Source organism: Streptomyces ficellus (assembly GCF_030406405.1).
GTDB lineage: Bacteria > Actinomycetota > Actinomycetes > Streptomycetales > Streptomycetaceae > Streptomyces > Streptomyces ficellus_B.
The window spans coordinates 1-15,222 of record NZ_JAUEPL010000019.1 but is presented as its reverse complement, the minus strand read 5'-3'; the positions used below and the strand labels follow the sequence as shown (position 1 = coordinate 15,222).

The window sequence follows — 15,222 nt, the reverse complement described above, 5'->3', positions numbered from 1 at the left end:
TAACGTCGTGGGGTCGAGGCGGGCGCCGGAATCACACGGGGATCCTGCCGCATGGAAGATCAGCGAAAGGCACGATGTGACCGACATCGAACGCGTCGGAGTGGTGGGCTGCGGCCAGATGGGCGCGGGCATCGCGGAGGTGTGTGCCCGTAGCGGCCTGGAGGTCAAGGTCGCCGAGACCACCGGCGAGGCCCTCGAACTCGGCCGTACCCGGCTGTACAACTCGCTCTCCAAGGCCGCCCAGCGCGGCAAGATCACCGAGGAGGAGCGCGACGCGACGCTGGCCCGGCTCAGCTTCACCACGGACCTCGGCGAGTTCGCCGACCGCGACCTGGTCATCGAGGCGGTCGTCGAGAACGAGCAGGTGAAGACCGAGATCTTCCAGATCCTCGACCAGGTGGTGACCCGTCAGGACGCCATCCTCGCCTCCAACACCTCCTCCATTCCGCTGGTGAAGCTGGCCGTCGCGACGTCCCGTCCGGACCAGGTCATCGGCATCCACTTCTTCAACCCGGCCCCCGTGCAGCAGCTCGTCGAGCTGATCCCGGCGCTGACCACCTCCGAGGGCACGATCAGCCGCTCCCAGGCCGTGGTCGAGAAGGTGCTGGGCAAGCACGCGATCCGCGCCCAGGACCGCTCGGGATTCGTGGTGAACGCGCTGCTGATCCCGTACCTCCTCTCCGCCATCCGGATGTTCGAGTCGGGCATCGCCAGCCGCGAGGACATCGACAACGGCATGGAGCTGGGCTGCGCCCACCCCATGGGCCCGCTGAAGCTCGCCGACTTGATCGGCCTGGACACGGTCGCGTCGGTCGCGGACTCGATGTACGCGGAGTACAAGGAGCCCCTGTACGCCGCTCCCCCGCTGCTCCAGCGGATGGTGGACGCCGGGCGCCTGGGCCGTAAGACGGGCTCGGGCTTCTACCCGTACGCGTGAGACGTGACACAGCGCGACCGGAATTCGCACGGGGTGTGCGGAGCGTGTTCGCATATGCCTTGCGCACACGCTCCCTCCGCTCCACCAGGGGGAGTTGACTCGGCTCCGGTCAGTCGACGAAGAGGAGCGGAAACGTGACCACCATGGACCCCGATCACTTAACGGCCGTCGAGGAGTTCGCAGAGCTGCGGCGCTGTCTTGACGTCGGGCTCGCCCGGATCGACGGGCAGCTCGCACTGCTCGCCCAGCGCCACGGCCAGATCGACCGCGATCTGACCGATCTGGCCGCGCGCGTCGCGGCGCTCGAACACGCCAAATGGCCCGTGCCGACCGTGGCCGCGCTCACCTCCGTGGGCGCGCTGGCGGTGGCCGTCTGGCAGGCCCTCGGGCGCTGACGCCCCGGGGGAACGCGGGAACCTCAGCCCAGCCGCAGATGGTGCAGCATGAGCAGCCCGGCCGCCATGTTGGCGGCCGGGACCTCGCCGCGGGCGATCATGTCCGGGATCAGCTTCAGCGGTATCCACTCGCGGCGCGAGGACTCGAAGTCGTCCTCGGGATGGCCGATGTAGGTGGCGTCCTCCGCCCAGTACAGATGGTGGCGGGCGTCGGTCAGGCCGTTGGACGGCTCGACGGTGAGGAGATGGCGCAACGGGCCCGGCCGCCAACCCGTCTCCTCCTCCATCTCCCGGGCGGCCGCCTCCGCGATGTCCTCGCCGTCCTCCACGACACCCGCGGCGAGTTCCCAGCCCCAGCTGTCGGTGATGAAGCGGTGCCTCCACAGCATCAGCACCTCGTTGGCCTCGTTGACCGCGGTGGCGACGGCCACCGGGCGGAGCCGGATGAGGAAGTGGTCCAGGTGCCGGCCGTCGGGTAGTGCGACATCCGCGAGGTTCACCTTGAACCAGCGGTTTTCATAGATGGTTTGTTCGCTCAGGTTCGTCCACTGCACTTTTCTGCCACCTTCCGACAAGTAGATGGCAATATCGCAGCAGGCCTACGGACCCGGCGGAACGTCGCACGCGAAGCGCGGGAAGGTCACAGCGGCACGCGCAACGCCCCGTCGATGAGGTCGGCCGCCTCCGCCGCGTCCCTGCAACCGCTCGCCACCAGGTGTTCCCGCACCTCCCGCAGCCGGTCCCGCAGCCGCTGCGACTCCATCCCCCGTGCCCGCTCGGCCATTTCGGCCGCCGTCCGCGCCGCCCGGTCGGCCTCGCCCTGGCGCAGCTCGATCTGGCTGAGCATGGCCAGCCGGTGCACCCGGCCCCGGTCGTGCGCCGGAGTGCGTACGGCCGCCGCGGCGTGCTCCCGCGCGGCGTTCAGGTCGCCCAGGCTCAGCAGGGCTTCGGCGACCTGCACGTTGACCAGCCCCGGCTGTACGTAGCCGGTCTCGTCCGGCTCGTACCCCGGCCGGATCCGCTCCGCCTCCGACTCCGCCCGCCGGATGCACCGCAGCGCACCGGCTCCGTCGCCGAGATGGGCGTACGCCTTCGCCTGCATCGCGTACAGGTCGGCGGCCAGCGCCGGGGTGATCTGGCTCCCGGCGGTACGCAGCGCCGCCTCCGCGAACGCCACCGCCTGCCGGTACTCCCCCATGAACAGCGACTGGTTGACCAGCAGGGCGATCACATAGGCCCCAAGCCCCCGGTCCCCGCTCGCCTTCGCCAGCCGCAGCGCCTGGTGGAAGTACCGCTGGGCGAGCCCGTGCGCGTCCGAGTCGTACGCGCAGATCCCGGCCACCGCCACCAGCCCGCCCGTCGCCCGGTGCAGCTGGCGGCCCAGCGTGTCGTTGTAACTGCCGCGCAGCAGCGGCGCGGTCTCGGCGTTGAGGAACCCGACGATCCGGGCGCGCGTGGCGATGCCGCCCGCCCTGCGGTACATCAGCTCGTAGTGCGCCCTCGCCGCACGCAGCATCGTGATGTCGGACACGCTGACGTGCGTCTGGCCGTCACGCGAGACGTCGGCGTCCTCGGGCGGGTTCTCCCACTCCCAGACGGGCATCACGGCGGGGGTGCCGGTCACGGCCGGGGCGCCCAGTATGTGCGGCCGTTGCTGTTCGTCGGAGCGCCACAGCGCGGTGGCGCGCTCCACGAAGCCGGACAGCGGCGAGCCGTGCGTCAGGGCCGTCTCGCCGGGGACGCCGAGGCCGATGTCGTCCAGGGTGACGGGGCGGTGCAGGCGGGCGCTGAGCACCTCGCAGATCAGGTCCGGCACCTGTCCGCGCGGCCGCTGGCCCTTCAACCAGCGCGCCACCGCCGTGTGTTCGTACCGCAGTGCCAGGCCTCTCGCCCGGCCGGCCTGGTTGACGTGGGCGGCCAGGCCCGCGTTCGAGATCCCCGCCTCGTCGAGCAGGGCGTCGAGCAGGGTGTTGGGCTGCATGGGTGCCCCTCCGGTGCCTCGGTGTCGCCCAGCGTAGTGGAGCCGGGTTCGCACGGGGTGTGAAGCGAGTGCCCGTATCCGTGCGCCACGCGCTCTGCCACCGCGCCCCGGGCGCGGGTTGACTAGGGGGTCTCTCACAGAGGCGGCCGGGCCGCCGGCTCCCCCTCGTACAGTGCGGCGGCCCGCTCAAGCGCCGTTCCGTCCCGCCGGATTGATCTGCCCGACACTCCGCGGCGGGGCGGACGGCGCCGGCCGCACCGTTCCGTCCACATCAGCGCTCATGACAGGAGGGAGCAGGGCGGGTACGGCGCAGTCCTGGGTCCGCGGGCTGCGCCGGCACCCGGGAAGGTCGTCGCGCACGACCATCAACGCCACATCGTCGGTGAGCCGCCCGCCGGTGTGCCGCAGCAGCGCCGAGTGCACCCGGTGGATCAGGGCCGCCGGGGGCACCGGCGCCACCCCGCAGTGTCTCGGTGAGCACGTCCGCCAGCCGGAGGAACGCTCCTCCGGCGATCGGGACGATTCTGTCGATCGTGCATGTCCGGGGGGAAGTCCACCGGGCTTCCCACGCGAACGAGTGAGGGGCACGTCCGACCCACCGGACATGCCCCTCACCACACGCTCAACCCACAGGGTGAACCGTCAGGCGCCGCGCAGCACCGCGCCCGTCCGCTCGGCGGCCAGCGCCACCGCGGCGTCACGGGCGGCCGAGGCCTCCTCGACGGTCAGCGTGCGGTCGGCGGCACGGAACCGCAGCGCGTACGCCAGCGACTTCTTGCCCTCGCCGATCTGCGACCCGACGAACACGTCGAACAGCCGGATGGACTCCAGCAGTTCGCCCGCGCCCTCACGCAGTGCCCGTTCGACCTCGGCGTGCGGGACGTCCCGCTCGACGACGAGGGCGACGTCCTGCGTGGCCACCGGGAAGGCGGAGATCCGCGGCGCGCGCAGGGCACCGGCCGAGGCCCGCTCCACGGCGTCGAGGTTCAGCTCCATCGCGCACGTACGGGCGGGCAGGCCGAGCGCCTTGACGACGCGCGGGTGCAGCTCGCCGGCGTACCCGACGGTCCGCTGCTCCCCGTCCAGGGCCACGGCCAGTTCGGCGCAGCGGCCCGGGTGCCACGGCCCGTACTGGCCCTGGCGCACGATCAGCTCGGCACCGGCCTCCCGCGCGACGGTCCTGGCGGCCTCGACCGCGTCGGCCCAGTCGGACGGGCGGCCCTTGCCCCACCAGCCGGCCTGCTCGCGCGCCCCGGCGAGGACGACGGCGGCGTGCCGCGGCTGCTCGGGCAGCGGGGCGTTGAGGGCCGCGATCTCCTCGTCGGTGGGACGGCGGTCGACCGGCAGCACCACCGCGGCACCGGCCCGGTCGCCGGGGTGGAAGACCAGCCCGGTCTCGAAGAGCGCCAGGTCGTGACTGCCGCGCCCGTCGTTGCGGCGCAGTGCGCCGAGCAGCCCGGGCAGCAGCGTCGTGCGCATCGCCGGCTCTTCGTCGGAGAGCGGGTTGACGAGCGTGACGACCTCGCGGTTCGGGTCGTCGGCCGCCAGACCGAGCTGGTCGAAGACCTGCTCGGCGACGAACGGGTAGTTCAGCGCCTCGACGTACCCGGCCCCGGCGAGCGCCCGCCCGACGCGGCGGTGCAGCCGCTGGCGCGCGGTGAGTCCCCGGCCGGCCGGGGGCTTGGGCAGCGTGGAGGGAAGGTTCTCGTACCCCTCCAGCCGGATGACCTCTTCGGCGAGGTCGTTGGGGTGGGCGAGGTCGGGGCGCCACGACGGGACGGTGACGGTCAGCTCGTCCTGCCCGTAGACGTCGCAGCCGACCTCCTGGAGGCGGCGTACGACGGTCTCGCGGCCGTAGACGACACCGGCGACCCGGTCGGGGTGGTCGGCCCGCAGCCGCACCGTGCGTGGCGCGGACGGCGCGATGACCTCGGTGACGCCCGCCTCGGCGGTGCCGCCCGCGAGGAGGACCAGCAGGTCGACGGTGCGCTGCGCGGCAGCGGCGGCGGCCTGCGGGTCGACCCCGCGCTCGAAGCGCCGGGACGCCTCGGAGGACAGCTTGTGGCGCCGCGCGGTGCGGGCGACGGCGACCGGGTCGAAGTGGGCGGCCTCGATGACCACCTCGGTGGTGCCGCGCACCTCGCCGGTCTCCGGGTCGGTGACGGAGTCGGCGATCTCGGTGTTGGCGCCGCCCATCACGCCCGCGAGGCCGATCGGCCCGCGGTCGTCCGTGATCACCAGGTCCTCGGCGTCGAGGACGCGCGTGACGCCGTCGAGGGTGGTGAGCTTCTCGCCCGCCTCCGCGCGGCGCACGCCGATCGCGCCCTGGACGCGGGTGCGGTCGTACGCGTGCAGCGGCTGGCCGAGCTCCAGCATCACGTAGTTGGTGATGTCGACGGCGAGCGAGATGGGGCGCATGCCCGCCTTCTGGAGGCGGCGGCGCAGCCAGATCGGCGAGCGGGCCTCGGGGTCGAGCCCGACGACCGTACGCGCGGTGAAGCGGTCGCAGCCGATGGGGTCGGCGACCTTCACCGGGTAGCCGTACGCGTTCGGCGCGGGCACGTCGAGCAGGGCCGGGTCGCGCAGCGGCAGCCCGTAGGCGGTGGCCGTCTCCCGGGCGACTCCGCGCAGCGACAGGCAGTAGCCGCGGTCGGGGGTGACGGCGATGTCGAGGACCTCGTCGTACAGCTCCAGCAGCGCGGCGGCGTCGCTGCCGATTTCGACCTCGGGCGGCAGCACGATGATGCCGTGGCTGCCGTCGTCGCCCATGCCGAGCTCGTCGCCGGAGCAGATCATGCCGCGGGAGACCCTGCCGTACGTCTTCCGCTCGGCGATCGCGAAGTTTCCGGGCAGCACGGCGCCGGGGAGCGCCACGACGACCTTGTCGCCCTCGGCGAAGTTGCGGGCACCGCAGATGATCTCCTGCGGCTCACCCGTGCCGTTGGCCCGGCCGACGTCGACGGTGCAGAACCGGATGGGCTTCTTGAACTCGGTCAGCTCCTCGATGGTGAGGACCTGGCCGACCACCAGCGGCCCCGTGAGCCCGGCGCCGAGCCGCTCGACGGTCTCGACCTCAAGACCTGCCGCGATGAGCCTGGTCTGTACGTCACGGCCGGTCTCCGTCGCCGGCAGGTCGACGTACTCCCGCAGCCAAGAAAGCGGGACCCGCATCAGATCTCCATCCCGAACGGCCGGGTGAACCGGACGTCACCCTCGACCATGTCTCGCATGTCTTCGACGTTGTGGCGGAACATCAGCATCCGCTCGATGCCGAACCCGAAGGCGAATCCGCTGTACTTCTCGGGGTCCACGCCGCAGGCGGTCAGCACCTTCGGGTTGACCATGCCGCAGCCGCCGAGCTCGATCCAGCCCTCGCTGGAGCAGGTGCGGCAGGGGCGCTCCGGGTTGCCGACGGACTCGCCGCGGCACACGTAGCAGACCATGTCCATCTCGGCGGACGGCTCGGTGAAGGGGAAGAAGTTGGGCCGCAGCCGGGTCTTCATGCCCTCACCGCCGAACAGCGCCTGGACCATGTGGTCGAGAGTGCCCTTGAGGTCGGCCATGGTGAGGCCCTCGTCGACGGCGAGCAGCTCCACCTGGTGGAAGACCGGGGTGTGCGTGGCGTCCAGCTCGTCGGTGCGGTACACACGGCCGGGGCAGATCACGTACAGCGGCGGCTCGCGGTCCAGCATGGAGCGGACCTGGACGGGCGAGGTGTGCGTGCGGAGCACGACACCCGAACCGCTCCTGCCCTCGGCGTCGGCGACGAAGAAGGTGTCCTGCTCGCCTCGGGCGGGGTGGTCGACGGCGATGTTGAGGGCGTCGAAGTTGAGCCACTCGGACTCGACCTCGGGGCCTTCGGCCACCTCGTAGCCCATGCCGACGAAGACGTCCTCGATCCGCTCCATGAGGGTGGTCAGCGGGTGGCGGGCGCCGGCGGGAACGCGGTCGTAGGGCAGCGTGACGTCCACCGCCTCCTCGACCAGCACGCGCGCGTCGCGCTCGGCCTCCAGCTCCGCCTGGCGGGCGGCCAGTGCCTTGTTCACGGCACCCCGGGCCTGGCCCACGCGCTTGCCGGCCTCGGCCTTGGCGTGCGGGGGCAGGGCGCCGATCTCCCGGTTGGCGAGGGCGAGCGGCGAGGCGGGGCCGGTGTGCGCGACCTTGGCCTCGTGGAGCGCGTCGAGGTCACCGGCGGCGGCGAAGGCGGCGAGCGCCTCGTCCCGCATGCGCTCGATCTCTTCCGGTTTCAGTGCCTCGACCTCGACTGGGTCGTACGACTTGTTCGGTGCCGACATCTCTTCCCGTACTTCCGATGGGCTGGCTGGGGCCCCCGCTCGACGACCGAGGACGCAAAGGTGCCAAAGGACGAGTCTAACGGGGTGGGGGCAGGCGGATGCGCCGCGGATCAGCCCGTGGACGCCCTGGACCCTCTATGACGTGAGATAGGAGGGGGCGCCCACGGGCAGCGTAAATCGGAACTGCGCGCCGCCGCCGGGTCCGCGGCCGACGGTGATCGTCCCGCCGTGCGCCTCGACGATGCCCTTGACGATGTACAGGCCAAGACCGGTCCCGCCGCGCTTGCTCCCCCGCCAGAAGCGGGTGAAGACACGGCCCATCGACTCCTCGGGAATGCCGGGGCCTTCGTCGCTCACGGTGACGGTCGTTCCCTTCTGGTCGTCGTCCGCACAGGCGGGTGCCACCTCGATGGTGACGGTTCCCTCGCCGTGGCGCACCGCGTTTTCCAGGAGGTTGCCGAGCACCTGGTCGATCTTGTCGGGGTCGGCCCACAGATCGGGCAGCGGGCGGCGTACGCGGACGAAGAACCGGTCGGGCGACTGGCCGCGCGCGGTGTGGGCCTGGATGTGGCGGCCGACGGCGGCGGCGATGTCGACGGGCTGGCGGCGCACTTCGAGGCGGCCGGAGTCTATTCGGGAGATGTCCAGGAGCTCGGCGATCAGCCGGGTGACGCGGCTGGCGTCGGCGTCGACGGTCTCCAGCATCAGCCGCTTCTGGTCGTCGGTGAACCGCTCCCACTTGGCGAGCAGGGTCGCCGTGAAGCCCTTGACGGAGGTGAGCGGTGAGCGCAGTTCGTGGGCGACGGTGGCGATCAGCTCGGCGTGGCTGCGCTCGGTACGGCGCCTGGCCTCGGTCCCGCGCAGGGTGACGACCACCTTGCGTACCGGCGCGAGCGGCTGGTCGCGTACGTAGCGGGCGGCGACGAGGATCTCACGGCCACCGGGCAGCAGCAGGTTGCGCTCGGGCTGCCCGACGCGGATGGCGAGCCCGCCGTACGGGTCGGTCAGCTCCCACCAGCGGCGCCCCTTGAGGTCCTCCAGCGGCAGCGCCCGCTCCAGCGGACGGCCGAGGGCCTGTGCCCGGGGTACGGAGGTGAGGCGGACGGCGGCGGCGTTGAAGCAGACCACGCGGCCGTTCTCGTCGGCGACGACCAGGCCGTCTGGCAGGTCGTCGGGATCGCACGCGTGCGCGGGCGGCTCGGCGGAGGCGTCGAGTAAGGCGCCCCTCGCCGGCGCCGGCCTGCTCGTCCCCAGCGTCATCCCGGTATCCCACCTCTCCGTGCAGCACAGTGGGCATCCCCCCGAGCCCGCCAGCCTACTAGGGAGTGGTGACGGAGCGGCACCCTCCGGCAGCACGCTGCGCACGGGCGGAGCCGTAGAGACATACGGCCGCGGCGGTGGCGAGGTTCAGGCTCTCGGCCTTGCCGTGGATCGGGACGCGCACCACGGCGTCCGCGAGGGCGCGGGTCTCCTCGGGCAGGCCCCACGCCTCGTTGCCGAAGATCCAGGCGGTGGGCCCGCCCATGGTGCCCGCGTCGAGCTCGGCGTCCAGGTCCTGCTCGCCCGCCCCGTCGGCGGCCAGGACCCGCAGCCCCGCGTCCCTGAGCCCGGCGACGGCCTGCTCGACGGGCACGCCCACGGCGACGGGGAGGTGGAAGACGGACCCGACCGAGGCGCGCACCGCCTTGGGGTTGTAGAGGTCGACGGAGGCGTCCGTGAGGACGACGGCGTCGGCGCCGGCCGCGTCGGCGCACCGCAGCACGGTCCCGGCGTTGCCGGGGTCGCGTACGTGGGCGAGGACGGCGACCAGCTTGGGGCGGGCCCGGAGGATCTCCTCGAACGGCGAGTCCAGGAACCGGCACACCCCGAGCAGCCCCTGCGGGGTGACGGTCTGCGAGACCTCGGCGAGGACGGCGTCGGAGGCGTGGTGGACGCGGGCGCCGGTGGCGCGGGCGGCCTCGACGATGTCGGCGTACCGCTCGGCGGCCTCGACGGTCGTGAACAGCTCGACCAGCGTGGGCTCCCCGCCGCCGCGGTGCGCGACGGCCTCGCGCACGGCCTGGGGCCCCTCGGCGATGAACCGGCGCTCCTTGCCCCTGAAGTTGCGCTTGGCGAGCCGCCGGGCGGCGATGACCCGCGGGGAACGGGGGGAGATCAGCTCAGGGGTGCCCATGGTGGTCGGCGGCTCTCTCGTCGTGAGGTCTGCGGAACAGACCGGACCCGCAGGCTCGGGGCCTGCGGGTCCGGAGGGAAGAACTGCGGCCTGGGAGATCAGGCAGCGGCCTTCGGGGCGTTGACGTCGCTCGGGAGCGCCTTCTGGGCGACCTCGACGAGCGCGGCGAACGCGCCCGCGTCGTTGACCGCGAGCTCGGCCAGGATCTTGCGGTCCACCTCGATGTTGGCGGCCTTCAGACCCTGGATGAGGCGGTTGTACGTCATACCGTTGGCGCGGGCAGCGGCGTTGATGCGCTGGATCCACAGCTGACGGAAGTCGCCCTTGCGCTTCTTGCGGTCGTTGTAGTTGTAGACCAGCGAGTGGGTGACCTGCTCCTTGGCCTTGCGGTACAGGCGCGAACGCTGGCCGCGGTAGCCGCTGGCCTGCTCGAGAATCGCCCGGCGCTTCTTGTGGGCGTTGACTGCCCGCTTGACGCGTGCCACTTGTTAACTCCTTGTAGCGGGGCCGTGGTTGGACTCACACGGCCCGGAAACGATATGGGTCCCGGTGTCGGGCTGCCCTCGTCACCGAGGGCGGGAAGTCAGTCAGATGCCCAGCATCTTCTTGATCTTGGCGCTGTCACCCGGGGCCATCTCGGCGTTGCCGGTGAGGCGACGCGTCAGCTTGGACGACTTGTGCTCGAGCAGGTGGCGCTTGCCGGCGCGCTCGCGCAGGATCTTGCCGGAGCCGGTGACCTTGAAGCGCTTCTTGGCACCGGAGTGCGTCTTGTTCTTCGGCATAGCGCCGTTCTCTCCTCGTCAGTGGCGCTCCCAGCCGGTCCGGAGACCGGCGCGCGGGAGCGTCAGGTGTGTCGGTTGCATCCTGGGCGGGTGCCCGGGAATCAGGCCTCGGCAGCCTCGTCGGCGGACTCGTCCGCCTGGGCGGGCTGGCCCTGGCGCTCCGCCTTGCGGGCGGCCTGCGCCTCACGGGCCTCGGCCATCGCCTCGGTCTTCTTCTTGTGCGGTCCGAGAACCATGATCATGTTCCGGCCGTCCTGCTTCGGGTTCGACTCGACGAACCCGAGGTCCTGGACGTCCTCCGCCAGCCGCTGCAGCAGCCGGAAGCCGAGCTCCGGCCGGGACTGCTCGCGACCACGGAACATAATCGTGATCTTGACCTTGTCGCCCTGCTTGAGGAACCGGACGACGTGACCCTTCTTGGTGTCATAGTCGTGCGGGTCGATCTTCGGCCGGAGCTTCATCTCCTTGATGACCGTGTGCGCCTGGTTCTTGCGCGCCTCACGGGCCTTCATGGCCGACTCGTACTTGAACTTCCCGTAGTCCATGAGCTTGCACACGGGCGGACGGGCGTTCGCCGCGACCTCGACCAGGTCCAGGTCGTACTCCTGCGCAAGCTCCAGGGCCTTGGCAAGCGGGACAATCCCGACCTGCTCGCCGCTGGGACCGACAAGTCGCACCTCGGGAACGCGAATCCGGTCGTTGATGCGGGGCTCGGCGCTGATGGATCCTCCTCGGTAGCACCACGCGACCGCCTGGCGGACGGACGCGTAACGTCTGTTGTGTGAGACCAACCGCGCCGGTGCATGAAAAATGCCCCGGACGGGACACAGGCGGGGCTCCTTGTGATACCGGAGCACCGCCGCGGTCAACCGCGGGGCGCGCGTTCGGGCGGCTCCATCGTCCGTACGGAACGATGGGCGCCACCTGACCGGTGACCCGCCGCCCCGGAGGGCGGCCAGGTGGGAGATCGGAGCCTCCACTTGTGGGCCGGAACACGAGTCGCGTCCAGCCGGTCGTCACACCAGGTTACCAGCTCCCGGCGGGTGCGGCTAACCGGGACGCGGGCGCCTATCGTGGGCGCCATGAGTGACGCCACGCCGAGCAACGCCTCCGCCGCCCAGACCACCGACTTCGAGACCATGACCCGCGACATCGCGGAGGTCCCCGCGGTCGAGGTGATCGTGACGGTCGCCGTCAACCTGATGAGCGCCGCCGCCGTCAAGCTCGGGCTCACCGAGGAGGGCGAGCAGTACAAGGACCTGGACGAGGCGCGCAAGCTGATCCACGCGCTGGCGGGCCTGCTGGACGCGGGCGCGACGGAGATCAGCTCGTTCCACGCGGCGCCGCTGCGCGACGGCCTGAAGTCACTCCAGCTGGCGTTCCGCGAGGCCTCGATCGTCCCGGACGACCCGGGCCAGGGCCCGGGCGAGAAGTACACCGGCCCGGTCTTCGGCTGACGCGGCGGGGCCTGGCGTCTGCTTACGCCCCGCGGCGTGGCGCGCGACTGCCGTCACCGGCCCGGTCTTCGGCTGACGCGACGGGCACCGAGGGGCGGTCATCGGCTGAGGCCGCAGGGCCCCGAGGCCTCAGGCGCGCACGTAGAAGGGCTCGCCCGGGGGGGTGGCGGTGGCCGGGAGGAGGGCCAGGTCGAGGCCGCGCACCAGGCGGGCCCTGAGTGTGTCGTCGGCCGCCAGGGCGCGGGCCACGCGCCCGGCCGCCTCGGCGGGGGCGGTGTCCGGGGCGAGGACCAGCGCGAGGGTGCCGTCCGCGGTGCCGGGGCCCAGGTGGGCGCGGAGCACGGTCGGCTCGGCGGCGACCACCGACCGTACCGCCGCCGTGACGGCCGGGTCGGCGAGCGGGTCGGTGCTGGTGCGGCCCTCGGCGAGGGCAAGCAGCGCGGGGCCGGTCAGCTGGTAGGGCACGGGTCCCGCGAGGTCGAGCACGAGCGTGTCGGCCTTCTCGTGGGCGGCGGCCTGGAGCGCCTGGTGCAGCGGTACGGCGACGGGGCGGGCGGCCGGGTCCCAGCGGGCGAGCGCGTCGGTGGACGTGAACGCGGGCAGGGCGCGGCGGTCGCCGGCGGTGAGCGTCGGTACGGCCATGTCGCTGGTCTTCTCGCGGCGCAGGCCGTTCTCGTCCTCCTCCAGCTCGCCGAGGACGGCGACGATGGGGACCAGCAGCCGGGCGTCCTTGAGGGCCGCCAGGACGCGGGGCTCGGCGGACCGGTCCTCCGCCCAGGCCGCGAGGGCCTCGGCGAGCCTCGGGTCGGCGGTGCCGTCGTCGTCGGAGAAACCGGGGTCAGGGATGTTCTTGAGCGCCACGCGACGAGCCTAGCCGGGGCTCAGCGCCCGGCCGCACGCCCCCCGCGCCACAGGACGACCGCGGCGGCCAGCAGGAGCACGCCGACGCCGCCCGTGACCGGGGCGAGCAGCCCGGGACCCTCCTCCTCCGCGGCGGCGCTCGGCGGGCCCGCGCCGAAGTACCGCTTGCCGTAGCCGGAGGCGGCGGCCCTCAGGTCGGCCGGGCGCAGCTTGGCGCCCTGCTCGATCGCGGCGGCCGGGTCGACCGTCCCGTACCCCTTGTCGTCGTCGTGGCCGCCCCCCTCGGGGCGGTCGCGGGCGGTGTCGGCAAGGAGCTTCTTGACCTGCGCGGGGGTCAGGCCGGGGTGGGCCGACTTGACCAGGGCGACGGCTCCGGAGACGAACGCGGAGGCGGCGCTGGTGCCCCAGCCCTCGTAGTACTTGCGGTCCGGGTCGGCGATGACGATGTCGACGCCGGGCGCGCTGACGGTGGCGTACCAGCGGCTGGTGGAGAACGCGGCGTGGGTGCCGTACCGGTCGACGGCGGTGACGGCGATGACGCCGGGATAGGCGGCCGGGTACGAGATGTGGTCGCCTTTCTCGCCGCCGTTGCCGGCCGAGGCGACGACGACGGCGCCCTTGGACAGGGCGTACTGGACGGCGGCGTCCTCGCCCGCGTCGGGGTGGGCGGACTCGCTGTCGTCGCCGAGGGAGAGGTTGATGACGTCGGCGCCCTGGTCGACGGCCCACCGGATGCCCTCGGCGAGGGCGGTGCCACGGGTGGTGCGGGCCTTGGTGCGGGCCGGGTCGCCGCCTTCGAGGATGACGCGGACGGGGAGGATCTTCGCCTCGGGCGCGATGCCCATGACGCCGTCCTCGCCGCCGGAGCCGTGTCCGTGGCCCGCGATGATGCCGGCCATGGCGGTGCCGTGGCGGGCCCAGGCGCGGTCGCCGCGTTCGGCGCCGAAGCCGATGAGGTCCTTGCCGGGCAGGACATTGCCGGTGAGGTCGGGGTGGGCCGCGTCGACGCCGGTGTCGAGGACGGCGACGGTGACGCCGGCGCCCTTGGTGGTGCGCCAGGCCTCGTCGGTGCGCATCGCTTCGAGGCCCCACTGCTGGGTGCGGATGGCGTCGGCGTGGGCGGGGGTGGCGGGCAGCACGGCGAACGCGGTCGCGGCCAGGGCGGCGGCGACGGCGGTACGACGCCTGCGGTATCCGGTTTTCCTCACCGCGGCTCCCGCATGGCGGTGTCGGCCGTCTTGCGAAGGCCCCGCTCGACGCGGTCGGCGATGCCCTTGGCCTCGTGGCCGAGGCCCGCCTGGGCGGGTGCGCTCGTCTGGCCGTCGGCCATCGCCTCGGCGGCGGGCTGCGGGTCGTCGACGGTACGGCCGTCCGCGAAGCCGGACACGGCGTAGACGACGACGGGTACGTCGGTGAGGACGCTCACCCGCCAGCTGGCCCGCTGCCTCTGGCCGAACCCGGCGGCGAGGGTGCCCGGGGCGTCGAGCGTGCGGGGCATGAGGTCGGTGCGCTCGTCGAGGCTCTCGCCCGTGAAGCGCTTGCGCAGCGCCGCCATGCCGGGGCGGTCGGCGTCGGTGAACACCATGCCCACGGTGGTGACGCTGGTGGAGGTGGCGTCGGTGTACGTGGCGCGCAGCAGGCGTTCGCAGCCGACCGGCTGGAGCGTCTTGATCAGCAGGGGGTCGAGGGCGCCGGTGCACGGGCCGTCCGGGCCGACGGCGACGCGCGTCCACGTGCGGTCGGCGCCGCCGGGTCCCGCGCCGTCGCCGTTCAGGGTGCGGGGGAAGAGCGTGTCGACGGGGACGCTGTGCCAGATGCCGCGGGCCTCGGTCCAGCGGTCGTCCGCGGAGGAGTGGGCCGCCGAGTCGCCGACGAGCCAGGCACCGGCGGCGGCTCCGCCCGTGAGCCCGAGCCCGAGCACCAGGCAGGCGACGGCACCGGCCGCGCGGGCGGGGTGCCGGGTGCGGACGGGCCGGAGGCGGGTGGTGGTCTCGACGGGCGCCTCGGGCGGCGGGCCCCAGTACGACGGGGCGGTTGCCCCCGGCCGTGGCGTGAGGTCAACGGCGCCCACGGGCCGCCGGCGACTGGGCGTCGGCACGGTGGGCGGCACGCTGGGCGGCGGCGGCACGACGGCGGGCCGGCGAGGGGCGGTGCCCGATTCGTCCCACCTGGTCCCGGGGACGGGCCGGAGGTCGGCGGTGGCCGATTCGTCCGCCCTGGCCCCGGGGACGGGTCGCAGACGCGCGGTCGTCTGGACCGGCGGCTCGACGCGGGTGGGCGCGGAGGCGGGCGCCGGGCCGGACGGGGGTGCGGTGGCGGGCGCGGGGGCGTGCCCCGGCGC

At 72.9% G+C, this 15,222-nt stretch carries 15 protein-coding genes; 3 read left to right on the top strand and 12 right to left on the bottom strand.

Going from position 1 to position 15,222, the window contains the following annotated elements:
• Positions 1-76 precede the first annotated feature (76 nt).
• The gene (locus tag QWM81_RS14625; RefSeq protein ID WP_290112354.1) at positions 77-937 is read left to right on the top strand and encodes a 3-hydroxybutyryl-CoA dehydrogenase; all 861 of its coding nucleotides are present in this window, start codon (positions 77-79) and stop codon (positions 935-937) included.
• 143 nt (positions 938-1,080) lie between these two features.
• Positions 1,081-1,332: a hypothetical protein gene (locus tag QWM81_RS14620; protein ID WP_290112461.1), complete on the top strand. Its 252-nt coding sequence runs from the start codon at positions 1,081-1,083 to the stop codon at positions 1,330-1,332.
• A 23-nt stretch (positions 1,333-1,355) separates the two neighbouring features.
• Here the strand turns inward: QWM81_RS14620 and QWM81_RS14615 are convergent, their stop codons facing one another.
• The 9 genes from QWM81_RS14615 to infC all read right to left on the bottom strand — a co-directional run bounded on the left by QWM81_RS14615 (position 1,356) and on the right by infC (position 11,354).
• Positions 1,356-1,886 (bottom strand): NUDIX hydrolase, encoded by a 531-nt coding sequence (locus tag QWM81_RS14615; RefSeq protein WP_290112352.1) that lies wholly within the window; start codon positions 1,884-1,886, stop codon positions 1,356-1,358.
• 86 nt (positions 1,887-1,972) lie between these two features.
• Positions 1,973-3,313, bottom strand: a complete 1,341-nt coding sequence (locus tag QWM81_RS14610) for an NsdA family TPR-like regulatory protein (protein WP_290112351.1) — start codon at positions 3,311-3,313, stop codon at positions 1,973-1,975.
• A gap of 642 nt (positions 3,314-3,955) precedes the next feature.
• Positions 3,956-6,484 (bottom strand): phenylalanine--tRNA ligase subunit beta, encoded by a 2,529-nt coding sequence (gene pheT / locus QWM81_RS14605; RefSeq protein ID WP_290112350.1) that lies wholly within the window; start codon positions 6,482-6,484, stop codon positions 3,956-3,958.
• A complete protein-coding gene (gene pheS, locus QWM81_RS14600; RefSeq protein ID WP_290112349.1) occupies positions 6,484-7,608 on the bottom strand; it encodes a phenylalanine--tRNA ligase subunit alpha in 1,125 nt (374 codons plus the stop codon). The genes pheT and pheS overlap by 1 nt, the downstream gene beginning before the upstream one ends.
• A 135-nt stretch (positions 7,609-7,743) precedes the next feature.
• Entirely contained in the window at positions 7,744-8,868 is a 1,125-nt protein-coding gene (locus QWM81_RS14595; protein WP_290112348.1) for a sensor histidine kinase, read from the bottom strand.
• 58 nt (positions 8,869-8,926) lie between these two features.
• A complete protein-coding gene (locus QWM81_RS14590; RefSeq protein ID WP_290112347.1) occupies positions 8,927-9,781 on the bottom strand; it encodes a TrmH family RNA methyltransferase in 855 nt (284 codons plus the stop codon).
• Between the two features lie 98 nt (positions 9,782-9,879).
• Positions 9,880-10,266: a 50S ribosomal protein L20 gene (gene rplT / locus QWM81_RS14585; protein WP_073758255.1), complete on the bottom strand. Its 387-nt coding sequence runs from the start codon at positions 10,264-10,266 to the stop codon at positions 9,880-9,882.
• A gap of 102 nt (positions 10,267-10,368) precedes the next feature.
• Entirely contained in the window at positions 10,369-10,563 is a 195-nt protein-coding gene (gene rpmI, locus QWM81_RS14580; RefSeq protein WP_041128339.1) for a 50S ribosomal protein L35, read from the bottom strand.
• Between the two features lie 101 nt (positions 10,564-10,664).
• The gene (gene infC / locus QWM81_RS14575) at positions 10,665-11,354 is read right to left on the bottom strand and encodes a translation initiation factor IF-3 (protein WP_290112345.1); all 690 of its coding nucleotides are present in this window, start codon (positions 11,352-11,354) and stop codon (positions 10,665-10,667) included.
• Positions 11,355-11,645: 291 nt separating this feature from the next.
• Here infC and QWM81_RS14570 point away from each other — a divergent pair, with 291 nt between their 5' ends.
• Positions 11,646-12,020, top strand: a complete 375-nt coding sequence (locus tag QWM81_RS14570) for a DUF1844 domain-containing protein (RefSeq protein WP_290112343.1) — start codon at positions 11,646-11,648, stop codon at positions 12,018-12,020.
• 129 nt (positions 12,021-12,149) lie between these two features.
• Here the strand turns inward: QWM81_RS14570 and QWM81_RS14565 are convergent, their stop codons facing one another.
• Genes QWM81_RS14565 through QWM81_RS14555 form a run of 3 tightly spaced genes read right to left on the bottom strand, consistent with a single transcriptional unit; the run spans position 12,150 to position 14,952 of the window.
• On the bottom strand, positions 12,150-12,881 hold the full coding sequence (locus tag QWM81_RS14565; RefSeq protein WP_290112342.1) for an SseB family protein: 732 nt from the start codon (positions 12,879-12,881) through the stop codon (positions 12,150-12,152).
• 20 nt (positions 12,882-12,901) lie between these two features.
• Positions 12,902-14,089 carry a type VII secretion-associated serine protease mycosin gene (gene mycP, locus QWM81_RS14560; protein ID WP_290112341.1) on the bottom strand — a complete coding sequence of 396 codons (1,188 nt, stop codon included), beginning with the start codon at positions 14,087-14,089 and terminating at the stop codon, positions 12,902-12,904.
• A complete protein-coding gene (locus QWM81_RS14555) occupies positions 14,086-14,952 on the bottom strand; it encodes a hypothetical protein (RefSeq protein ID WP_290112460.1) in 867 nt (288 codons plus the stop codon). The genes mycP and QWM81_RS14555 overlap by 4 nt, the downstream gene beginning before the upstream one ends.
• Between the last annotated feature and the right edge of the window lie 270 nt (positions 14,953-15,222).